The sequence below is a fragment of the Citrobacter amalonaticus genome (genome assembly GCF_001559075.2).
GTDB classification, from domain to species: Bacteria; Pseudomonadota; Gammaproteobacteria; order Enterobacterales; family Enterobacteriaceae; genus Citrobacter_A; species Citrobacter_A amalonaticus_F.
This window is the reverse complement of record NZ_CP014015.2, coordinates 522,054-543,414: the sequence shown is the minus strand read 5'-3', so window position 1 is coordinate 543,414 and position 21,361 is coordinate 522,054. Positions and strand designations below refer to the sequence as shown.

General features: G+C 53.1%; 16 protein-coding genes. 11 read left to right on the top strand and 5 right to left on the bottom strand.

Going from position 1 to position 21,361, the window contains the following annotated elements:
- The first annotated feature begins 98 nt into the window (after positions 1–98).
- The 8 genes from AL479_RS02665 (at position 99) to AL479_RS02625 (ending at position 8,842) form a co-directional block, all read left to right on the top strand.
- A complete protein-coding gene (locus AL479_RS02665) occupies positions 99–1,265 on the top strand; it encodes a bifunctional tRNA (adenosine(37)-C2)-methyltransferase TrmG/ribosomal RNA large subunit methyltransferase RlmN (protein WP_061074965.1) in 1,167 nt (388 codons plus the stop codon).
- Positions 1,266–1,552: 287 nt separating this feature from the next.
- On the top strand, positions 1,553–2,545 hold the full coding sequence (gene rodZ, locus AL479_RS02655; RefSeq protein ID WP_061074964.1) for a cytoskeleton protein RodZ: 993 nt from the start codon (positions 1,553–1,555) through the stop codon (positions 2,543–2,545).
- Positions 2,546–2,571: 26 nt separating this feature from the next.
- Positions 2,572–3,690, top strand: coding sequence for a flavodoxin-dependent (E)-4-hydroxy-3-methylbut-2-enyl-diphosphate synthase (ispG, locus tag AL479_RS02650; protein ID WP_042999832.1), 1,119 nt, complete (start codon positions 2,572–2,574; stop codon positions 3,688–3,690).
- Between the two features lie 110 nt (positions 3,691–3,800).
- A complete protein-coding gene (hisS, locus tag AL479_RS02645) occupies positions 3,801–5,075 on the top strand; it encodes a histidine--tRNA ligase (protein WP_061074963.1) in 1,275 nt (424 codons plus the stop codon).
- 13 nt (positions 5,076–5,088) lie between these two features.
- A complete protein-coding gene (locus AL479_RS02640) occupies positions 5,089–5,709 on the top strand; it encodes a YfgM family protein (protein ID WP_061074962.1) in 621 nt (206 codons plus the stop codon).
- A gap of 10 nt (positions 5,710–5,719) precedes the next feature.
- Positions 5,720–6,898, top strand: a complete 1,179-nt coding sequence (gene bamB, locus AL479_RS02635; RefSeq protein ID WP_042999835.1) for an outer membrane protein assembly factor BamB — start codon at positions 5,720–5,722, stop codon at positions 6,896–6,898.
- A gap of 118 nt (positions 6,899–7,016) precedes the next feature.
- The gene (gene der, locus AL479_RS02630) at positions 7,017–8,489 is read left to right on the top strand and encodes a ribosome biogenesis GTPase Der (RefSeq protein ID WP_061074961.1); all 1,473 of its coding nucleotides are present in this window, start codon (positions 7,017–7,019) and stop codon (positions 8,487–8,489) included.
- A 131-nt stretch (positions 8,490–8,620) separates the two neighbouring features.
- Entirely contained in the window at positions 8,621–8,842 is a 222-nt protein-coding gene (locus AL479_RS02625; RefSeq protein ID WP_061074960.1) for a zinc ribbon domain-containing protein, read from the top strand.
- A gap of 37 nt (positions 8,843–8,879) precedes the next feature.
- Here the strand turns inward: AL479_RS02625 and xseA are convergent, their stop codons facing one another.
- Positions 8,880–10,244 carry an exodeoxyribonuclease VII large subunit gene (xseA, locus tag AL479_RS02620; protein WP_061074959.1) on the bottom strand — a complete coding sequence of 455 codons (1,365 nt, stop codon included), beginning with the start codon at positions 10,242–10,244 and terminating at the stop codon, positions 8,880–8,882.
- Between the two features lie 161 nt (positions 10,245–10,405).
- Here xseA and guaB point away from each other — a divergent pair, with 161 nt between their 5' ends.
- Positions 10,406–11,872 carry an IMP dehydrogenase gene (guaB, locus tag AL479_RS02615; protein ID WP_061074958.1) on the top strand — a complete coding sequence of 489 codons (1,467 nt, stop codon included), beginning with the start codon at positions 10,406–10,408 and terminating at the stop codon, positions 11,870–11,872.
- Between the two features lie 67 nt (positions 11,873–11,939).
- Positions 11,940–13,517 (top strand): glutamine-hydrolyzing GMP synthase, encoded by a 1,578-nt coding sequence (gene guaA / locus AL479_RS02610; RefSeq protein ID WP_061074957.1) that lies wholly within the window; start codon positions 11,940–11,942, stop codon positions 13,515–13,517.
- A 154-nt stretch (positions 13,518–13,671) separates the two neighbouring features.
- On the opposite strand, the gene mscS is transcribed toward guaA, so the two are convergent.
- Together mscS and AL479_RS02600 are read right to left on the bottom strand one after the other, a co-directional pair.
- On the bottom strand, positions 13,672–14,550 hold the full coding sequence (gene mscS / locus AL479_RS02605; RefSeq protein ID WP_061074956.1) for a small-conductance mechanosensitive channel MscS: 879 nt from the start codon (positions 14,548–14,550) through the stop codon (positions 13,672–13,674).
- A 308-nt stretch (positions 14,551–14,858) separates the two neighbouring features.
- A complete protein-coding gene (locus AL479_RS02600; RefSeq protein ID WP_061074955.1) occupies positions 14,859–15,062 on the bottom strand; it encodes a YfgG family protein in 204 nt (67 codons plus the stop codon).
- A gap of 349 nt (positions 15,063–15,411) precedes the next feature.
- Between AL479_RS02600 and AL479_RS02595 the strand changes: the two genes are divergently transcribed.
- Positions 15,412–17,652 carry a sensor domain-containing phosphodiesterase gene (locus AL479_RS02595; RefSeq protein WP_061074954.1) on the top strand — a complete coding sequence of 747 codons (2,241 nt, stop codon included), beginning with the start codon at positions 15,412–15,414 and terminating at the stop codon, positions 17,650–17,652.
- A gap of 7 nt (positions 17,653–17,659) precedes the next feature.
- On the opposite strand, the gene ppx is transcribed toward AL479_RS02595, so the two are convergent.
- Positions 17,660–19,201 (bottom strand): exopolyphosphatase, encoded by a 1,542-nt coding sequence (gene ppx, locus AL479_RS02590; protein ID WP_061074953.1) that lies wholly within the window; start codon positions 19,199–19,201, stop codon positions 17,660–17,662.
- 4 nt (positions 19,202–19,205) lie between these two features.
- Complete coding sequence (gene ppk1 / locus AL479_RS02585) at positions 19,206–21,272, bottom strand: polyphosphate kinase 1 (RefSeq protein ID WP_042999847.1); 2,067 nt, start codon at positions 21,270–21,272, stop codon at positions 19,206–19,208.
- Positions 21,273–21,361: the final 89 nt, after the last annotated feature.

Sequence of the window (21,361 nt, the reverse complement as noted above, 5' to 3'; positions counted from 1 at the left end):
TTGTACAATGCAACGCCCCGGATGAGCACTGCTTACCGGGGCGTTTCTTTTCAACCTCCCATGGGCCATAACGTGTAACAACGAGGCCGGAAAAAATTATGTCTGAATTAGTTAACACTTCCGAAATCATCACCCCTGCGGTTCCTGCGAAAAATGGCAAAATCAACCTGCTGGATCTGAACCGTCAGCAGATGCGCGAATTCTTTAAAGAGATGGGTGAGAAGCCGTTTCGCGCTGACCAGGTGATGAAATGGATGTACCACTATTGCAGCGACAACTTTGATGAGATGACTGACATCAACAAAGTGCTGCGCAACAAGCTCAAAGAGGTGGCGGAAATCCGCGCACCGGAAGTGGTTGAAGAACAGCGCTCCTCCGATGGCACCATCAAATGGGCGATTGCCGTGGGCGATCAGCGCGTCGAAACGGTGTATATCCCGGAAGAGGATCGCGCCACGCTGTGCGTCTCTTCGCAGGTGGGCTGTGCGCTGGAATGCAAATTCTGTTCAACCGCACAGCAGGGTTTTAACCGTAACCTGCGTGTTTCTGAAATTATTGGTCAGGTCTGGCGTGCGGCGAAAATTGTTGGCGCGGCGAAAATCACCGGTCAGCGTCCAATCACCAACGTGGTGATGATGGGGATGGGGGAACCGCTGCTCAACCTGACTAACGTCGTGCCGGCCATGGAAATCATGCTTGATGATTTCGGCTTCGGTTTGTCCAAGCGTCGCGTCACGCTGTCGACTTCCGGCGTCGTGCCTGCGCTCGACAAATTGGGTGACATGATTGACGTCGCGCTGGCGATCTCGCTACACGCGCCGAATGACGAAATTCGTGACGAAATTGTGCCAATCAACAAAAAGTACAATATCGAAACCTTCCTGGGCGCGGTTCGCCGCTATCTGGAGAAATCCAATGCCAACCAGGGACGCGTCACCATCGAATACGTCATGCTGGATCACGTTAACGATGGCACAGAGCATGCGCATCAACTGGCGGAGTTGCTGAAAGACACGCCTTGTAAAATCAACCTGATCCCATGGAACCCGTTCCCGGGGGCGCCTTATGGACGTAGTTCTAATAGCCGTATTGACCGTTTCTCTAAGGTGCTGATGAGCTACGGCTTTACCACCATTGTGCGTAAAACGCGCGGTGATGATATTGACGCTGCCTGCGGACAACTGGCGGGGGATGTGATCGACCGGACTAAACGTACGCTACGTAAGCGTATGCAGGGTGAGGCTATCGACGTTAAAACCGTCTGATGCGCAATGCGCCACAGCCGTATTTTTGTGCTGTGGCGCAGTGTAATTTGCATGAGGGCCAGGGTTGTACTTGTCCGGTCAATAATAACGGTGCGTTTTTGTCGACTTTAAGGCAGTATGTACGGCGCGACAATAGTTTAGCCCTCAGGCTTAAGCTGTTTTTGTTAAGAGTCAGCAGAGAGGTTTATACTGTTTGACTCAGGTTGACTGAACCGATTTTCGCGGTGTGGGTGGGCATTGTGACTCGCCGGCGCCTGAACCCTAATTTTCACCAGCAGCTGTAGCGAATGAATACTGAAGCCACTCACGACCAACATGAAGCACAATCCACCGGCGTTCGCCTACGCAATGCCCGTGAACAACTCGGACTCAGCCAGCAGGCTGTCGCTGAGCGACTTTGCCTGAAGGTATCCACTGTACGCGACATTGAAGACGATAAGGCGCCTGCCGACCTGGCTTCAACGTTCCTGCGCGGATACATTCGCTCTTATGCACGTCTGGTCCATATTCCTGAAGAAGAACTGTTACCGGCTCTGGAGAAACAGGCGCCGGTTCGTGCGGCGAAAGTGGCACCGATGCAGAGCTTCTCATTAGGCAAACGTCGTAGAAAGCGCGATGGCTGGTTGATGACGTTTACCTGGCTGGTGCTGTTTGTGGTGGTTGGCCTGACGGGCGCATGGTGGTGGCAAAACCACAAAGCGCAGCAGGAAGAGATCTCCACGATGGCCGATCAATCCTCTGCTGAGCTGAACGCCAACAGCGAAAACACGCAAAGCGTGCCGCTGGATACCAGCGCGACGGCAACGCAGGACAACACGCCTGCGGCCACCGGTCCGGCGGAGACGGCGCAAACGCCTGCGCCGACGACGGCTCCTGCGGTTGACCCGCAGCAGAACGCCGTGGTCGCGCCTTCTCAGGCCAACGTTGATACCGCAACAACCTCTCCTGTGACACCGGCAACGCCGGATGGTGCGGCACCGTTGCCGACCAATCAGGCGGGTGTGGAAGCCGCTGCCGATCCAAACGCACTGGTGATGAATTTTACCGCCGATTGCTGGCTGGAAGTGAGCGATGCGACGGGCAAAAAGCTGTTCAGCGGAATGCAGCGTAAAGATGGCAATTTAAACCTGACCGGTCAGGCGCCTTACAAGCTTAAAATTGGCGCGCCGGCTGCGGTGCAGATCCAGTATCAAGGAAAACCTGTCGATCTGAGCCGTTTTATCAGAACTAATCAGGTTGCGCGTCTGACCCTAAATGCCGAACAATCACCGGCGCAGTAATAGACGGGTAACGCGGGAGATTTTTCATGCATAACCAGGCTCCAATTCAACGTAGAAAATCAACGCGTATTTACGTTGGGAATGTGCCGATTGGCGATGGGGCACCCATCGCCGTCCAGTCGATGACCAACACGCGGACCACGGATGTGGAAGCGACGGTTAATCAGATCAAAGCGCTGGAACGCGTTGGCGCTGACATTGTTCGTGTCTCCGTACCAACGATGGATGCCGCAGAAGCCTTCAAACTGATCAAGCAACAGGTTTCTGTTCCGCTGGTCGCCGACATTCACTTCGACTACCGTATTGCACTCAAAGTGGCGGAGTACGGTGTTGACTGCCTGCGTATTAATCCAGGCAACATCGGCAATGAAGAGCGTATCCGCATGGTGGTGGATTGCGCGCGTGATAAAAATATCCCGATTCGTATCGGTGTTAACGCCGGATCGCTGGAAAAAGATCTGCAGGAAAAGTACGGCGAACCTACGCCGCAGGCCTTGCTGGAATCGGCCATGCGCCATGTGGATCATCTCGATCGTCTGAACTTTGATCAGTTCAAGGTCAGCGTAAAAGCGTCTGACGTTTTCCTCGCCGTTGAATCCTATCGTCTGCTGGCGAAGCAAATCGATCAACCACTGCATTTAGGGATCACCGAAGCCGGTGGTGCGCGCAGTGGTGCGGTGAAATCGGCAATCGGTCTTGGCCTGCTGCTCTCCGAAGGGATTGGCGATACGCTGCGCGTTTCGCTGGCTGCCGATCCGGTGGAAGAGATTAAGGTTGGCTTCGATATCCTGAAGTCTCTGCGCATTCGTGCTCGCGGGATCAACTTCATCGCCTGTCCGACCTGTTCGCGTCAGGAATTTGACGTGATTGGTACGGTTAACGCATTGGAACAGCGTCTGGAAGACATCATTACGCCTATGGATGTATCCATTATTGGCTGCGTGGTTAACGGACCGGGCGAAGCGCTGGTCTCCACGTTGGGCGTAACTGGCGGCAATAAGAAAAGTGGTCTCTATGAAGATGGCGTGCGTAAAGATCGTCTGGACAATAGCGATATGATTGACCAGCTTGAAGCCCGTATCCGCGCCAAAGCGACAATGCTCGACGAAGCGCAGCGGATTAACGTGCAGCAGGTTGAAAAATAATAACGTGATGGGAAGCGGCGTGCTTCCCGTGTATGATTGAACCCGCATGGCTCCCGTATCGCTCGGGGAAGCGCTGAGGGTTCATTTTTATATTCAGAAAGAGAATAAACGTGGCAAAAAACATTCAAGCCATTCGCGGCATGAACGATTATCTGCCTGGCGAGACCGCCATCTGGCAGCGCATTGAAGGCACACTCAAAAACGTGCTCGGCAGCTACGGTTACAGTGAAATCCGCTTGCCGATTGTAGAGCAGACCCCGTTATTCAAACGCGCGATCGGTGAAGTGACCGACGTGGTTGAAAAAGAGATGTATACCTTTGAGGACCGCAATGGCGATAGCCTGACGCTGCGTCCGGAAGGCACGGCGGGCTGTGTACGCGCCGGCATCGAGCATGGTCTCCTGTACAATCAGGAACAGCGCCTGTGGTATATCGGGCCGATGTTCCGCCACGAGCGTCCGCAGAAAGGGCGCTATCGTCAGTTTCATCAGTTGGGTGTCGAAGCCTTTGGTCTGCAAGGGCCGGATATTGATGCCGAACTGATCATGTTAACCGCACGCTGGTGGCGCGCGCTGGGTATTGCTGAGCATGTCAATCTGGAGCTGAACTCCATTGGCTCGCTGGACGCGCGTGCAAACTACCGCGATGCGCTGGTGGCGTTCCTCGAACAGCACGTTGAGAAACTGGACGAAGACTGCAAACGTCGCATGTACTCCAACCCGCTGCGCGTGCTGGATTCAAAGAATCCGGAAGTGCAGGCGTTGCTCAACGATGCACCTCAGCTTGGCGATTATCTGGATGACGATTCCCGCGAACACTTTGCGGGTCTGTGCAAACTGCTGGAAGCCGCTGGCATTGCCTACACCGTCAACCAGCGTCTGGTTCGTGGTCTCGACTACTATAACCGTACGGTGTTTGAGTGGGTCACCAGCAGTCTGGGTTCACAAGGCACCGTCTGTGCGGGCGGTCGTTATGACGGACTGGTTGAGCAACTCGGCGGTCGCGCGACCCCGGGAGTGGGTTTTGCAATGGGCCTGGAACGACTTGTTTTACTGGTTCAGGCAGTTAATCCGGAATTTAAAGCCGATTCTGTTGTCGATATATACCTGGTCGCTTCAGGCGCGGATACGCAGTCTGCGGCAATGACACTGGCCGAGCGCGTGCGTGATGAAATCCCGGGCGTGAAGCTGATGACAAACCACGGCGGCGGCAACTTTAAGAAACAGTTTGCCCGAGCTGATAAATGGGGCGCCCGCGTTGCACTGGTGCTTGGCGAGTCCGAAGTGGCTGCTGGTACCGTTGTAGTGAAGGATTTGCGCTCCGGTGAGCAAACCGAGGTGGCACAGGATAGCGTTGCCGCCCATTTGCGCACGTTAATGGCTTAAGGAGAAGGACTGCGTGGAAATTTACGAGAACGAAAACGACCAGGTTGATGCGATTAAACGCTTCTTTGCCGAAAACGGCAAAGCTCTGGCTGTTGGGGTTATTTTAGGTGTTGGTGCGCTGGTAGGCTGGCGCTACTGGAACAGTCATCAGACTGAGTCCGCACGCTCTGCTTCTCTGTCATATCAAACCGTGGTGAGTTCGCTCAGCGCGGGTAAAGCGGAAGACCTGTCAGCCGCAGAGAAATTTGCTGCCGACAATAAGAACACCTACGGCGCGTTAGCGTCGATGGAACTGGCGCAGCAGTTTGTCGATCAGAATCAACTTGAGAAAGCCGCAGCCCAGCTTCAGCAGGGACTGGCCGCCACGAGTGATGAGAATCTTAACGCGGTGATCACGCTGCGTCTTGCTCGCGTTCAGGTTCAACTCAAGCAGGCGGATACGGCGCTGAAAACCCTGGATAGCGTGAAGGGTGAAGGATGGGCGGCAATTGTTGCCGATCTGCGCGGCGAAGCATTGCTGAGCAAAGGTGATAAACAAGGTGCGCGTAGTGCGTGGGAAGCGGGCGTGAAAAGTAACGCCTCCCCGGCACTGAGCGAAATGATGCAGATGAAAATCAATAATTTGTCCATCTGAGAGGGACCCGATGCAATTGCGTAAATTACTTCTGCCAGGGCTGCTTTCCGTTACCCTGTTGAGCGGCTGTTCACTGTTTAGTGGCGAAGAAGACGTTGTTAAAATGTCCCCATTACCGGTGGTTGAAAATCAGTTTACCCCGTCTACAGCCTGGAGCACGTCTGTAGGCAATGGTATCGGTGATTTCTATTCCAACCTCCACCCGGCGTATGCCGATAACGTGGTCTACGCAGCCGATCGCGCTGGCGTGGTGAAAGCGTTAAATGCTGATGACGGAAAAGAAGTCTGGTCGGTTAACCTGGGTGAGAAAGATGGCTGGTTCTCACGCTCGTCAGCGCAGTTGTCTGGCGGCGTAACGGTTGCAGGCGGTCACGTCTATATCGGCAGCGAAAAAGCGCAGGTTTATGCGCTGAACGCGGCGGACGGTACGGTTGCATGGCAAACCAAAGTGGCGGGCGAAGCGCTCTCCCGTCCGGTAGTTAGCGACGGCATGGTGCTGATTCATACCAGCAACGGTCAGTTGCAGGCACTGAATGAAGCCGATGGCGCCATTAAGTGGACCGTGAACCTGGATATGCCTTCGCTGTCCCTGCGTGGCGAATCCGCGCCGGCAACCGCCTTTGGCGCGGCCATTGTCGGTGGCGATAACGGCCGCGTGAGCGCCGTACTGATGCAGCAAGGCCAGATGATCTGGCAGCAGCGTATTTCTCAGGCGACCGGTTCTACTGAGATTGACCGTCTGAGCGATGTGGACACCACCCCGGTAATCGTTAATGGCGTCGTTTACGCCCTGGCTTATAATGGTAACCTGACTGCGCTGGATCTGCGCAGCGGTCAGATCATGTGGAAACGTGAACTGGGCTCGGTGAATGACTTTATCGTCGACGGTAACCGTATCTACCTGGTGGATCAGAATGACCGCGTACTGGCGCTGACTACCGATGGCGGCGTCACGCTGTGGACGCAAAGCGATCTGCTGCACCGTCTGCTGACTTCCCCGGCGTTGTATAATGGCAACCTGGTGGTGGGTGACAGCGAAGGTTATCTGCACTGGCTTAACGTCGAAGACGGCCGTTTTGTGGCTCAGCAGAAAGTAGACAGCTCCGGCTTCCTGACCGAACCGGTCTCTGCCGATGGCAAACTGCTGATCCAGGCCAAAGACGGTACCGTGTATTCCATTACACGTTAATCGTCCTGGTCGTACGCTTTAAAAAACGGCTCCTGGTGCAGGGGCCGTTTTCCTGTTTTTAACAACGGCGCAAAAATCGCGTCTGTTGTCTGATGATTTTTAAAATGAGGCTTTAAACATGGTACCTGTGGTCGCGCTTGTCGGGCGCCCTAACGTCGGAAAATCCACGTTATTTAACCGTCTAACTCGCACCCGAGATGCGCTGGTTGCGGATTTCCCGGGTCTGACTCGTGACCGTAAGTACGGTCGTGCGGAGATTGAAGGTCGTGAGTTTATCTGCATCGATACCGGTGGGATTGACGGCACCGAAGATGGCGTAGAAACCCGCATGGCGGAACAGTCGCTGCTGGCGATTGAAGAGGCGGATGTGGTGCTGTTCATGGTGGATGCGCGTGCTGGCCTGATGCCTGCCGATGAAGCTATCGCCCAGCATTTACGCTCTCGTGAAAAACCGACGTTCCTGGTTGCCAACAAAACGGACGGACTCGATCCGGATCAGGCCATCGTTGATTTCTACTCGCTGGGTCTGGGGGAGATTCATCCGATCGCCGCGTCTCATGGCCGTGGCGTGCTCAGTCTGCTGGAACACGTCCTGCTGCCATGGATGGACGATGCCGCGCCGCAGGAAGAGGTGGATGAAGACGCCGAATACTGGGCGCAGTTTGAAGCCGACGAGAACGGTGAAGAAGAGCCCGAAGATGACTTCAATCCGCAGGATCTGCCGATTAAGCTGGCGATTGTCGGTCGTCCTAACGTCGGTAAGTCCACACTGACTAACCGTATCCTGGGTGAAGATCGCGTGGTGGTTTATGACATGCCAGGCACCACCCGTGACAGTATTTATATCCCGATGGAACGCGATGAGCGCGAATACGTGCTGATCGATACTGCCGGAGTGCGTAAGCGCGGCAAAATCACCGATGCGGTGGAAAAGTTCTCGGTTATCAAAACATTGCAGGCGATTGAAGACGCTAACGTGGTGATGCTGGTGATTGATGCCCGCGAAGGTATCTCTGATCAGGATCTGTCGCTGCTGGGCTTCATCCTCAATAGTGGGCGCTCACTTGTCATCGTAGTGAACAAGTGGGATGGCCTGACTCAGGAAGTGAAAGAGCAGGTGAAAGAAACGCTGGACTTCCGTCTGGGCTTTATCGATTTCGCGCGCGTGCATTTTATCTCTGCGCTGCATGGCAGCGGTGTCGGCAATCTGTTTGAATCCGTCCGCGAAGCCTATGACAGCTCCACCCGTCGCGTTAGCACGGCGATGCTGACCCGTATCATGACGATGGCGGTCGAAGATCATCAGCCGCCGCTGGTCCGTGGTCGTCGCGTGAAACTGAAATATGCTCACGCGGGGGGCTATAACCCGCCGATTGTGGTGATTCACGGTAACCAGGTTAAAGACCTGCCGGATTCCTATAAGCGCTACCTGATGAACTACTTCCGTAAATCGCTGGAAGTGATGGGGACGCCGATCCGCATTCAGTTTAAAGAGGGCGAGAACCCGTATGCCAACAAGCGCAATACGCTGACGCCGACCCAGATGCGCAAGCGTAAGCGTCTGATTAAACACATCAAGAAAAGTAAGTAATAACTTATCTGCCATTCAGATAATGCCTAAAAGCCCGCGACCGTCGGGCTTTTTGGTGTCTGTATCTTCAGGACAGAACGTCCTGGTCATTGGCATCCTCTTCAGCTGAAGAGGAGAGTGAAGGAGGTGATATGGAACTGATTTGCCCTGTTTGTCAAAACTTGCTGGAACGCAATGGAGAAACGGCCCATTGCGCGACCTGCCATACAGATTTTACCGTTGAAGCGCGATGCCCGGATTGCCACCAGCCGCTACAGGTGTTGAAAGCTTGTGGCGCGGTGGATTATTTTTGCCAGAATGGCCACGGGCTGATTTCCAAAAAACGCGTTGAGTTTACGCTGCCTGACGCGTGACCGGACGTTGCTCAGTTTCTGCCAGAGGCTGAGCCACTTACTTGCGGGCGCGCTTCTTCACCGGTTTAATATCAGTGACCTGGCTCTCCACCCAGCCGTCTTCCAGTCGGGTGGTCATCACATCACCCGTTTTCACCTGTTTCACTTTTTTCAGCACTTTGCCATCGTTGGCGGTAGAGACGCTGTAGCCACGTGCCAGAGTTGAGAGTGGGCTGACCGCTTCCAGATGTGTTACCGCATTGCCAAAGCGTTCCCGCGTGGCGCTCAGACGGGAACGCACATTCTCCGCCAACCGATATTCCAGTTGCTGAATGCGGGTTTGCGCGCGATGAATGCGCGGTTGCGGATTTTGCTGGCTCAGGCGTTGCAGCAGACGGGATTGCCGCTGGCTGGTGCGCTTCAACTGACCGTCGATGGCCACGTTCATGCGCTGATGCAACCTCTCCAGTGCCGTTTGCTGACGAGCGAGACGCAGCTGTGGATGTTGCTGTTGCAGGCGATGATAGATCTGGGTGAATCGACGACTGCGGTTCGCCAGAAAGTAATCCATCGCCATGCCGAGACGCTGCTGTGCAGACAGGATCTGACGCAGCAACTCTTGCTGATTTCGGCTGACCATTTCAGCGGCGGCCGAAGGCGTCGGCGCACGCAGGTCGGCAATAAAATCGGCAATAGTGACGTCCGTTTCGTGGCCGACGGCGCTGACTACCGGGATCGCGCTGGCAAAAATAGCCCGTGCGACGCGCTCGTCGTTAAAGCTCCATAAATCTTCCAGCGAACCGCCGCCGCGCCCGACGATCAGGACATCACACTCCTGGCGCGTATTCGCCAGTTCGATTGCGCGGACAATTTGCCCCGGTGCGTCGTCACCCTGGACGGCGGTCGGATAGATGATAACCGGTAAAGAGGGATCGCGACGTTTCAGGACATGGAGAATATCGTGCAGCGCGGCCCCGGTTTTTGAGGTAATCACCCCCACGCAGTGGGCAGGAGAGGGAAGCGGCTGCTTATGCTGCTGATCAAAAAGCCCTTCAGCCTGCAGTTTAGCTTTTAATTGTTCATACTTTTGCTGGAGCAGACCTTCACCGGCAGGCTGCATGCTTTCGACGATAATCTGATAGTCGCCGCGCGGCTCGTACAGGGTGATATTGGCGCGAACCAGAACCTGCTGGCCGTGCTGAGGGCGAAAGGTCACCCGACGATTGCTGTTGCGGAACATTGCACAGCGGACTTGTGCCGTGTCATCTTTCAGCGTGAAGTACCAGTGCCCCGATGACGGCTGCGAGAAATTGGAAATCTCGCCGCTGATCCAGACCTGTCCCATCTCCTGTTCTAACAGCAGACGAACCGTCTGATTAAGGCGGCTAACAGTAAAAATTGCGGAGGTCTGAGAGGATAACATGTGAGCGGGATCAAATTCTAAATCAGCAGGTTATTCAATCGATAGTAACCCGCCTGAGCAGGAGCGCAAGCATTATTTGCAAAAAAGTGTGGATGCAACCGATTACGCTCTGTATAATGCCACGGCAATATTTATCCACCCCCAGGTTAGAGATATTGCCCATGCTACGTATTGCTAAAGAAGCTTTGACGTTTGACGACGTCCTCCTTGTTCCCGCTCATTCCACCGTTCTGCCGAATACTGCTGACCTCAGCACGCAGTTGACGAAAACCATTCGTCTGAACATTCCTATGCTCTCCGCAGCGATGGATACCGTGACTGAAGCGCGCCTCGCGATTGCACTGGCACAGGAAGGCGGCATCGGTTTTATCCACAAAAACATGTCAATTGAGCGTCAGGCAGAAGAAGTTCGCCGCGTGAAAAAACATGAATCTGGCGTAGTAACTGACCCGCAAACCGTTCTGCCGACGACCACTCTGCGTGAAGTGAAAGAACTGACCGAACGCAATGGCTTTGCAGGCTACCCGGTCGTGACGCAAGACAACGAACTGGTCGGGATCATCACCGGTCGTGACGTGCGTTTTGTAACCGACCTGAGCCAACCGGTCAGCGTTTACATGACGCCGAAAGAGCGTCTGGTCACCGTTCGCGAAGGCGAAGCGCGTGACGTCGTGCTGGCAAAAATGCACGAGAAACGCGTTGAGAAAGCGCTGGTTGTTGATGACAGCTTCCATCTGCTTGGCATGATCACCGTAAAAGACTTCCAGAAAGCCGAACGTAAACCGAACTCCTGTAAAGATGAGCATGGCCGTCTGCGCGTTGGCGCTGCGGTTGGCGCAGGCGCTGGCAACGAAGAGCGTGTTGATGCGCTGGTCGCGGCAGGTGTTGATGTACTGCTGATCGACTCTTCTCACGGCCATTCAGAAGGCGTTTTGCAGCGTATTCGTGAAACCCGTGCGAAATACCCGGATCTGCAAATCATTGGCGGTAACGTGGCGACCGGTGCGGGCGCTCGTGCTCTGGCGGACGCTGGCGTGAGCGCGGTGAAAGTGGGTATCGGCCCAGGCTCCATCTGTACCACGCGTATCGTGACTGGTGTGGGTGTTCCGCAGATCACCGCAGTGTCTGATGCTGTTGAAGCGCTGGAAGGCATGGGGATTCCGGTTATCGCTGACGGCGGTATCCGTTTCTCTGGCGATATCGCCAAAGCCATCGCGGCTGGCGCAAGCGCAGTGATGGTGGGCTCCATGCTGGCGGGCACGGAAGAATCCCCGGGTGAAATCGAACTTTACCAGGGGCGTTCTTACAAATCCTACCGCGGTATGGGCTCTCTGGGTGCGATGTCCAAAGGTTCTTCTGACCGTTACTTCCAGAGCGATAACGCCGCTGACAAACTGGTGCCGGAAGGTATCGAAGGTCGCGTTGCCTATAAAGGCCGCCTGAAAGAGATCATTCACCAGCAGATGGGCGGCCTGCGCTCCTGTATGGGGCTGACTGGCTGTGGTACTATCGACGAATTGCGTACTAAAGCGGAATTCGTACGTATCAGTGGTGCGGGTATTCAGGAAAGCCACGTTCACGACGTGACCATCACCAAAGAGTCCCCGAACTACCGTATGGGCTCCTGATAAGTTTCCGCGCCCGGTTTTAACCGGGCGTTTTGTTATTGTTTCACTTGCCTCGGAATTAGCGTCAATGACAGACAATATTCACAAGCATCGCATTCTCATCCTTGATTTCGGATCGCAGTACACACAGCTGGTTGCACGTCGCGTGCGTGAACTGGGCGTTTACTGTGAACTGTGGGCGTGGGATGTGACTGAAGCACAGATTCGCGAGTTTAATCCTAGCGGTATCATTCTTTCCGGCGGCCCGGAAAGTACCACGGAAGAAAACAGCCCGCGTGCACCGCAATACGTTTTCGAAGCCGGTGTTCCGGTCTTCGGCGTATGCTACGGCATGCAGACAATGGCGATGCAGTTGGGCGGTCATGTTGAAGGTTCGACTGAGCGTGAATTCGGCTACGCGCAGGTTGAAGTTGTAACCGACAGTGCGCTGGTTCGCGGTATCGAGGACTCCCTGACCGCAGATGGCAAACCGCTGTTGGACGTGTGGATGAGCCACGGCGATAAAGTGACGGCGATCCCGTCCGATTTCGTCACCGTTGCCAGCACCGAAAGCTGCCCGTTTGCCATTATGGCGAACGAAGAAAAACGCTTTTACGGCGTTCAGTTCCACCCGGAAGTGACCCACACCCGTCAGGGGATGCGCATGCTGGAGCGTTTTGTCCGCGACATCTGCCAGTGTGAAGCGCTGTGGACGCCGGCAAAAATCATCGACGACGCTGTTGAGCGCATCCGCCAGCAGGTGGGCGATGACAAAGTGATCCTCGGCCTTTCCGGTGGCGTGGACTCTTCCGTCACGGCGATGCTGCTGCACCGTGCGATCGGTAAAAATCTGACCTGTGTCTTCGTCGATAACGGTCTGCTGCGTCTGAATGAAGCCGAGCAGGTGATGGATATGTTTGGTGATCACTTTGGTCTGAACATTGTTCACGTTCCGGCTGAAGAGCGCTTCCTGACCGCGCTGAAAGGCGAGAACGATCCGGAAGCGAAACGTAAGATCATTGGCCGCGTCTTTGTTGAAGTCTTTGACGAAGAAGCGCTGAAGCTGGAAGATGTGAAATGGCTGGCGCAGGGCACCATCTACCCGGACGTGATTGAATCTGCCGCTTCTGCGACCGGTAAAGCGCACGTCATCAAATCTCACCATAACGTAGGCGGTCTGCCAAAAGAGATGAAGATGGGTCTGGTTGAGCCGCTGAAAGAGCTGTTCAAAGACGAAGTGCGTAAAATTGGTCTGGAGCTGGGCCTGCCGTACGACATGCTTTACCGTCACCCGTTCCCGGGGCCAGGTCTGGGCGTACGCGTGCTGGGCGAAGTGAAGAAAGAGTACTGCGACCTGCTGCGTCGTGCGGACGCTATCTTCATTGAAGAACTGCACAAAGCCGATCTGTACAACAAAGTGAGTCAGGCGTTCACCGTGTTCCTGCCGGTTCGTTCTGTTGGTGTGATGGGTGATGGCCGTAAATACGACTGGGTGGTTTCTCTGCGTGCGGTCGAAACCATCGACTTTATGACCGCGCATTGGGCGCACCTGCCGTATGACTTCCTGGGCCGTGTGTCTAACCGCATCATCAACGAAGTGAACGGTATTTCACGCGTCGTGTATGACATCAGCGGTAAGCCGCCAGCCACGATCGAGTGGGAGTAACATTCCCTCGCGCAATTAACGCGTAGTTGATAAAGCCCTCTGCTATCACAGAGGGTTTTTTTTATAAACGTTTTATACTCGCACGCTTATTTCCGATTAAATATCAGCATTTTATTACAGCGACTTTTTAGAATTCGAAGAGGGGAAGTACAGATTAATCAACCAACTGTAAATGAGATTGTTGCTTTGCAGCGACGTTCTCGACGCGAATATCCATCTGCGGATAGGGCAGGTCGATATGGTTAGCGTCCAGCGCTTCTTTGATGTTTTCCAGCAGATCGTAATAAGTGTTCCAGTACTCGGCGTTAGGCACCCATACGCGCACGTAGAAATTTAATGACGATGCAGCTAACTCCCCCAGGCGAACAGTCACCCCGCGCTGGCGGTCAATACGTTTATCCTCCTCAATAAGCTGGTTGATGACGCGCTTTACATCTGCAATACGACTCTGGTAGCCAACACCGATCACCAGATCAATACGGCGGAACGGGTGGCGTGAGTAGTTGATAATGTTATCGGCAATAATCTTCCCATTCGGGATCACCACTTCTTTACTGTCGCCGGTCAGCAGGGTGGTAGAGAAAATATGCACCTTCTCCACCTTTCCGGTCATCGCGCCAATCTGCACGACTTCTCCGGCGCGGAAAGGGCGTAAAGAGACCAACAACACCCCAGCCGCGAAATTCGATAACGATCCTTGCAGCGCCAGACCGACGGCCAGGCCCGCGGCGCCAATGACCGCAATAATGGATGAGGTTTCAATACCCACGCGACCTAGCGCGGCAACGACTGAGAAAGCCAGTGTGATATAGCGCACCAGTGCGGTAAAGAACTGGACGATAGTGATATCGACCTTGCGTTTGATCAGCAGTTTTTCCAGACCGTGGGCGAGCAGGCGAGAAATAAATTTACCGACGAATAACAGAATAATCGCGGCAACAACGTTCCAGCCAAATTGAATCATCGCATCGCTGTTTCCGGCCATCCATTCTAACGCATGTCTTATTTTTGGAAATAAGGTAAAACTATTCATAACAACTCCCTGTTGTTTTTAAATATGGATCAGTATTTACATAACTACATGTTTAATATTTATATATATATGGCTGGTATCGCCTTGATGTATGTATTGGCGATGGTTTGTTCATTTTTTTCGGCCTTTTCTTTTATCAATCAAGGGCGGAAAACGCAGTGCGAATGGTGCGGGGAAAAGGAAATAAAAGATTGTGTGATCGTGCGGTGAGATACTTAAATATGAGACGGTTCAAATCCCTTACCGGATGGTTAAATGTGCTACGATTAGCCATTCGGTAAGGAATCTTTAGTGTACGACGTCAGAAGTTAGCGATCGTCAGTTTGTACAGGGAGTGTTTGCTGCTGCAGACTACGCTGCTGGGACTCTTTTTTGTCCTGGTGGTGATGCCACGCACCGATGGAGGAGTAGACGAAACGCCCAAAGAAGAAGATAAAGCTGATAAGCAATACGATACGGGTCATACGACTGTTAAATCGGTGTCGTTTTCGTAGGCTGGTTGCCTGACTCACAGAAGGTTCCTTCAGAGATGCCCATACGGGCGATACTTACATTAAGGCACACTGTGTTGGGATGGTCAATTCCTGATTATGTAAAATTGCGTCAGTTGAACCATATCTCGTTGTTATGAAGAATAATGATATTATTTACATTAATAATGTGAAAATGATAACGCCGTGAAATAAAGGTAATAATTGATTAATGAGGACTGTATTAGTTGATATACGTCAAAAATAACTTCCTGTTGATAACTAAAATCTGTGCGACATGTATGGTGAGTTTTTCATCTTAATTTTGACGTCAGGTGGGATGCCTGTCTGATACACCCCCTTCAGGATCCAGGGGTTCCGCTGAGCGTCTATGCGACTGAATAAAAGTTATATTGCAATCAGAGATAAGTGGTGGGGACTGCCTCTGGTTTTGCCTTCCCTGTTTTTACCGCTCGTGAGCCATACGAATACCTATGCGCATGTGGCCACCGGGGATGTCATCCTTTTCTACTTACCGTTATCGCTCATGATGAGCCTGATGATTTTTTTCGGTTGGGCGGCATTACCCGGTATTGTTCTGGCGGTTTTTATTCGCAAATATCCGCAGGTAGGGCTGGTGGAAACTCTGCCCATTGTTGCTCATTTTCTTATTGCTATCGTGCTCAGTTGGGGGGGGTATCGTGTCTTTACACCCCGGCGTAACAACATCTCGCATGGGGACGCGCAGCTGGTCTTCCCTCGCATTTTTTGGCAGGTTTTTTGTCCTGCGACGCTATTTCTGGTGCTTTTCCAGTTTGCAGCCTTTGTGGGGATGTATGAAAGTAAGCTGAGCTTAATGGGTGTAACACCGTTTAACATCAACGCATTAATAAACTACCAGGGCATTCTGGTGGGCAATTTGATTGGTGTACCGCTGTTCTACTTTATTATTCGCGTTATTCGTAACCCACTGCATTTGCGCGGCTATTATTCACAATTGAAGTTACAGTTTGATGCCAAGGCCTCGCAAAAAGAGGTCATTATTTGGTTGTTGGTATTGTCCGCATTAATGTCTTTGCTTTGTATGCCATTGAATGAAAATAGTTCAATATTCAGCACAAACTATACTATGTCATTATTACTCCCGGTTATGTTGTGGGGAGCGATGCGTTATGGTTATCGATTCATATCACTGCTGTGGGCGCCAGTTTTAATTATTGCGATTCATAATTACAGAAGTTATACGCCCTATTATTCAGGTTACGATGTACAACTGGCGATTACCTCTTCCAGTTTCCTGGTTTTTTCTTTTATTGTGAATTACATGGCGGTGCTGGCGACGCGTCAGCGGATTGTGAGCGGTCGTGCCCGCCGGCTTGCGTTTCTTGATCCGGTTGTCCATCTTCCCAATCTTCGCGCGCTCAACCGCGCGCTGAGAAATACGCCCTGGTCAGCGTTGTGTTTTCTGCGCGTTCCTGAACTCGAGTTTCTCGTTAAAAATTACGGAATAATGCTGCGTATCCAGTACAAGCAACAGCTCTCCCACTGGATTGCCGAAAAGCTGGGGCCTGATGAACATGTTTATCAAATGTCCGGGCCTGACCTGCTGCTACGCTTAAATACAGAGTCGCATCAGCAACGCATTGACGATCTGGATGAGCATATCAAGACGTTCCGCTTTGTCTGGGATGGCATGACGTTCCTGCCGCAGGTGGGGATGAGCTATTGCTATGTGCGTTCCCCGGTAAATCACATTTACCTGTTGCTGGGCGAGTTGAGCACTACGGCTGAGCTGTCCATCATGACCAACACGCCGGAAAATTTAGAGCGTAGTGGTGCCATGAACATGCAGCGTAATCTGCGAGACAAAGTCGCGATGATGAACCGGTTACAGCATGCGCTGGAACATGATCGTTTTTGTCTGATGGCGCAGCCAATCGAAGGGCTTCGCGGCGATGTTTATCATGAGATTTTACTGCGACTGCTGGATGATGACGGTGGCATGATCAATCCTGATGCCTTCCTGCCCGTCGCGCATGAGTTTGGTCTCTCCTCGAGAATTGATCTCTGGGTTATCGAACACACGTTGCGCTTTATGGCGGAGAATCGCGCGCAGATGCCTGCCCGTCGCTTTGCGCTTAATCTGTCGGCGTCCTCGGTCTGTCGGGCAAAGTTTGCGCAGGATATCAGCAAACTGCTGAGCAAATACCAGATCGAAGCCTGGCAATTGATATTTGAAGTGACAGAAAGTCAGGCGCTGATGAATGCCGGACAGGCGGAGGCAACGCTGCAAAATCTGCAACAACTGGGCTGCCAAATCGCTATTGATGATTTCGGTACGGGTTACGCCAGTTATGCAAGGCTGAAAAACGTTAACGCCAATATTCTGAAGATTGACGGTAGTTTCATCCGTAATATCGTTTCGAATAGCCTCGACTATCAGATCGTGGCCTCAATCTGTCATCTGGCGCGTATGAAGAAAATGCAGGTGGTTGCTGAATTTGTCGAAAGCGAGGAGATTCGCCATGCGGCGATCTCACTGGGGATTGACTACATGCAGGGATATTTAATCGGTGTGCCGCAGCCGTTAAGCGATACGCTGAAAGAGCAGGTGCCAGTCACTGGCACCTGAGTGTGCTTCACGCAGCGATTTCCGGTGAGTGTTCTTCTTCAATTTTCAGACGCCAGCCGGTCACCGCTTCCCAGTACTGCTGTTCTTTTTCCAGATCGAGTAAAACCAGCGCGTTCTGGCTGAACCAGTCGTGAGGGAAACGCAGGGTCCAGTGGTTGTCATCGGTGATGAGCGTCAGCGTAGGCGGTGTGGTCGTGGCCTGGCGCTGGTTATTCAGCAGCACGCCAAGACGCAACAGTTGAATGAGCGGCAGGAACTGCTTCTTCTTAAACAGCGTAAAACGGGGGAGATCGTCCAGCTTCACCGCCTTACGATGGTAGCGAACCAGCGTGGCCATCATGGTTTGCTGCTCCTGATTAAAACCAGGCAAATCGCTGTTTTGCAGAATATACGCCGAGTGACGGTGCAGGCCGCTGTGATTGATGTTCAGTCCAACCTCATGCAACATCGCCGCCCATTTCAGCAACGCTTCGAGCTGCGGATGCGCCAGCTTCGGCTGCTGCGTTTGCCATTGGTCATACATCTGCATCGTGGTTTCCAGCACGCGTCGCGCCTGTTCGCTGTCGATGTTGTACTGATTCGCCAGACTGCTGGCGGTGCGACTGCGGACATCCTGATGGCGGAAGCGGCCTTCCATCTCGTACAACACGCCTTCGCGTAGCGCACCATCGGAAAGGCGTAACTCGCGGATCGCCAGCGCATCAAAGACACCGCATAGAATCGCCAGACCTGGAACAAAGACCGCTTTTCGTTCTTCAGATAGCCCCGGCAGGCTTAGCGACTCGAAACTGCGGTGTTGCAGCAGTTCGGTTACCAGCCGGTCCAGACGCTCTGGGGTGATGAACCCGTCTTTCTCGCCCATTTCTAAGAGCACTTCGTGTGCGGCTTTGATAGTGCCAGAGGCCCCCAGCGCAACGTTCCAGCCCTGAATGCGGAATTGCCAGGTCAGGGTTTCAAGCTTCTGCGCCGCCGCCATTCTGGCGCGCTGGAAGTTTTCCTTGCTGATGACACCGCCGGGGAAATAGATCTGGGCAAAACTGACGCAACCCATACGACGGCTTTCAACCAGCTTCGGTTCGAAGTTTTCGCCAATGACCAGCTCCGTCGAGCCGCCGCCAATGTCGATGACCAGCTTGCGGCCTTTTTCCGGTTGCGTATGTTCTACGCCCATAAAGATCAGACGCGCTTCTTCATTGCCGGAAATGATTTCGATCGGATAGGGGATGACCTTTTCCGCCCGCTTGAGAAAATCGGTGGCGTTTTGCGCCTGACGAAGCGTATGGGTACCGACAATACACACGCTGGAGGGGGCGAACCCCTGAAGACGTTCGGCGAACAGTGACAGGCAGCTTAGCCCGCGCTCCATTGCCTCTTCGCTCAGCATGTTGTCTTCGCCGAGACCATCAGCCAGATGCACGCGCTGCTTCAGGCGGCCAATAATCTGCATGGCGCCATCCACCACACGGGCAATCACCATGTGAAAACTGTTTGAACCGAGGTCGACCGCCGCAAACTCCTGCGGTCGTGGGGTCTTATCATGTATTGGCATAGCGTTAGTCAGATTGCTCGAGTGATTTGATATAGTCGTAAATGGCCAGTTGCGACTGCACTTTGCGGCGGTTTCCACGCGGCACGTAGCGATTACTCAGTTCTTTATCGATGTAGCGGGCTTTTACCGTATCACTGAACAGGATGTCAATAATATCCAGTACCCGCTGCTTCAGGCGCGGGTCGAGCAGCGGCGTCGCCACCTCAATGCGGTAGTCGATATTTCGCGTCATCCAGTCTGCGGAAGAGAGGTAGACCTGCTTATCGCCGCCGTTTTCAAAGATGTACACCCGGTCATGCTCAAGATAACGGTCCACAATGCTGATGACGCGGATATTATCGCTGATACCTTCCAGATTCGGAATAAGCGAGCACATGCCACGAATCAACAGATTGACCGGTACACCAGAGCTGGAGGCGGCATACAGTCGATCGACCAGCCCTTTATCCACCAGGTTATTCAGTTTCAGTGTGATGCCGGAGGGGAGTCCCTGTTGGGCGTTGGCGATTTCACGATCGATCATCTCATACAGCAGGCGGCGAGAGTTTTGCGGCGAGACCAGCAGATAATCAAACGTCACCGGGCGATACGGGTTCTCGATAAAATTGAACACCCGACGGACTTCATTGGTGATTCGCGCATCGGCGGTCAACAGCGAATAGTCGGTATACAGACGCGCGGTTTTTTCGTTGAAGTTACCGGTGCCGATATGGGCGTAACGCACCACTTCTTCGCCTTCTTTACGCGAAATCAGGAACAGCTTGGCGTGAATTTTTAAGCCGGGCGCGGAGAAGATGACATGCACGCCCGCTTCCGTCAGGCGTTTTGCCCAGTGAATGTTGGCCTCTTCATCAAATCGTGCCTGCAGCTCCACCACGACGGTCACTTTTTTACCGTTATGGGCGGCGTGGATCATTGAGTCGATGATCCGCGAGTCTTTTGCCACGCGGTAGATGTTGATTTTGATTGCCAGCACGCTCGGGTCAAACGAGGCCTGGCGCAGCAGTTCCAGAACGTGCTCAAAGGTGTGATACGGATAGTAAAGCAACACATCGCGTTCACGAATGGCGTCAAATCCATTACGGAACTTCTCTTTATCGAACCAGATATGGCGCAAGCGCGGAAGCGGCTTATTCACCAGATTGGCTTTGCCGACATTAGGGAAGTTAATGAAATCTTTGAAGTTGTGATAACGCCCACCGGGAACGATAGAGTCATAGCGTGAAATCGTCAGCTTCTCGCGCAGCACTTCGACCAGCGCATTAGGCATGTCGCGCTGATAGACAAAACGCACCGGCTCGGCGGTCAGACGCTGTTTCAGGCTGGAAGACATCAGCTCCATCAGGCTGGATTCCATCTCGTGCACCAGATCGTACTCGGCGTCACGGGTCATCTTCATGGAATAGGCGTTCAGCGCGTCGTAATCAAAGAAGCCCTTAAAGATGTCGTCCAGGCAGTAGCGCAGAATGTTGTCCAGCAGGATCATTGGCTTGCGGCGACGCGGGGCTTCCGGCGGCAGATTCACAAAGCGTGGAACCTTGTCAGACGGAATTTCCAGCAGCGCATAACGAATGGTGTCGCCGCGAATAATTTCGACCGCCAGATAGGTGTAGTCATCCTTCAGGAACTGTACCAGATCCGTTTCGCGGTTAATTAAAATTGGGGTGATGTGCTGGCGCAGATACTGTTTGAAATAATGGCGCAGCCAGCTTTGCTGATTGACTGACAGTTGACGCTCGTTGATCAGGAAGATCTGATTACGCGCCATCTCCAGCAGCAGTTCGTTATACAGGCCATCGAATTCCTGGTCGGCTTTCAGTACGCGGGACTGGATTTTACCTAACAGGTGGCGAGAATGTGAATTTGAACCCTGTTCTTCGCTGATGATGATGCGGCGTTTGAGCTCGGCGAAGCGAACTTTGTAGAATTCATCCAGGTTATTGGAATAGATGCCTAAGAAACGCATCCGTTCAATCAGCGGGTTTGATTTATCCGCAGCTTCCTGGAGCACACGTTCGTTGAACGCTAACCAGCTTAGCTCTTTCTCGATGTAAAGCTTTTCCTGACCCATTAATACTTATACTCCGTTTTATTCACGGGACACTGCCTGATTATTATGGCGAGCATTGCGCTCAGATGTCCAACTGTGCCAGAAAAATA

What these genes read in the sequence shown, in the direction of transcription:
- AL479_RS02665 (WP_061074965.1), top strand. Translation starts at nt 99, where the DNA reads ATGTCTGAATTAGTTAACACTTCCGAAATCATCACCCCTGCGGTTCCT.
- rodZ (WP_061074964.1), top strand. Translation starts at nt 1,553, where the DNA reads ATGAATACTGAAGCCACTCACGACCAACATGAAGCACAATCCACCGGC.
- ispG (WP_042999832.1), top strand. Translation starts at nt 2,572, where the DNA reads ATGCATAACCAGGCTCCAATTCAACGTAGAAAATCAACGCGTATTTAC.
- bamB (WP_042999835.1), top strand. Translation starts at nt 5,720, where the DNA reads ATGCAATTGCGTAAATTACTTCTGCCAGGGCTGCTTTCCGTTACCCTG.
- der (WP_061074961.1), top strand. Translation starts at nt 7,017, where the DNA reads ATGGTACCTGTGGTCGCGCTTGTCGGGCGCCCTAACGTCGGAAAATCC.
- AL479_RS02625 (WP_061074960.1), top strand. Translation starts at nt 8,621, where the DNA reads ATGGAACTGATTTGCCCTGTTTGTCAAAACTTGCTGGAACGCAATGGA.
- xseA (WP_061074959.1), bottom strand. Translation starts at nt 10,244, where the DNA reads ATGTTATCCTCTCAGACCTCCGCAATTTTTACTGTTAGCCGCCTTAAT.
- guaB (WP_061074958.1), top strand. Translation starts at nt 10,406, where the DNA reads ATGCTACGTATTGCTAAAGAAGCTTTGACGTTTGACGACGTCCTCCTT.
- guaA (WP_061074957.1), top strand. Translation starts at nt 11,940, where the DNA reads ATGACAGACAATATTCACAAGCATCGCATTCTCATCCTTGATTTCGGA.
- mscS (WP_061074956.1), bottom strand. Translation starts at nt 14,550, where the DNA reads ATGAATAGTTTTACCTTATTTCCAAAAATAAGACATGCGTTAGAATGG.
- AL479_RS02595 (WP_061074954.1), top strand. Translation starts at nt 15,412, where the DNA reads ATGCGACTGAATAAAAGTTATATTGCAATCAGAGATAAGTGGTGGGGA.
- ppx (WP_061074953.1), bottom strand. Translation starts at nt 19,201, where the DNA reads ATGCCAATACATGATAAGACCCCACGACCGCAGGAGTTTGCGGCGGTC.
- ppk1 (WP_042999847.1), bottom strand. Translation starts at nt 21,272, where the DNA reads ATGGGTCAGGAAAAGCTTTACATCGAGAAAGAGCTAAGCTGGTTAGCG.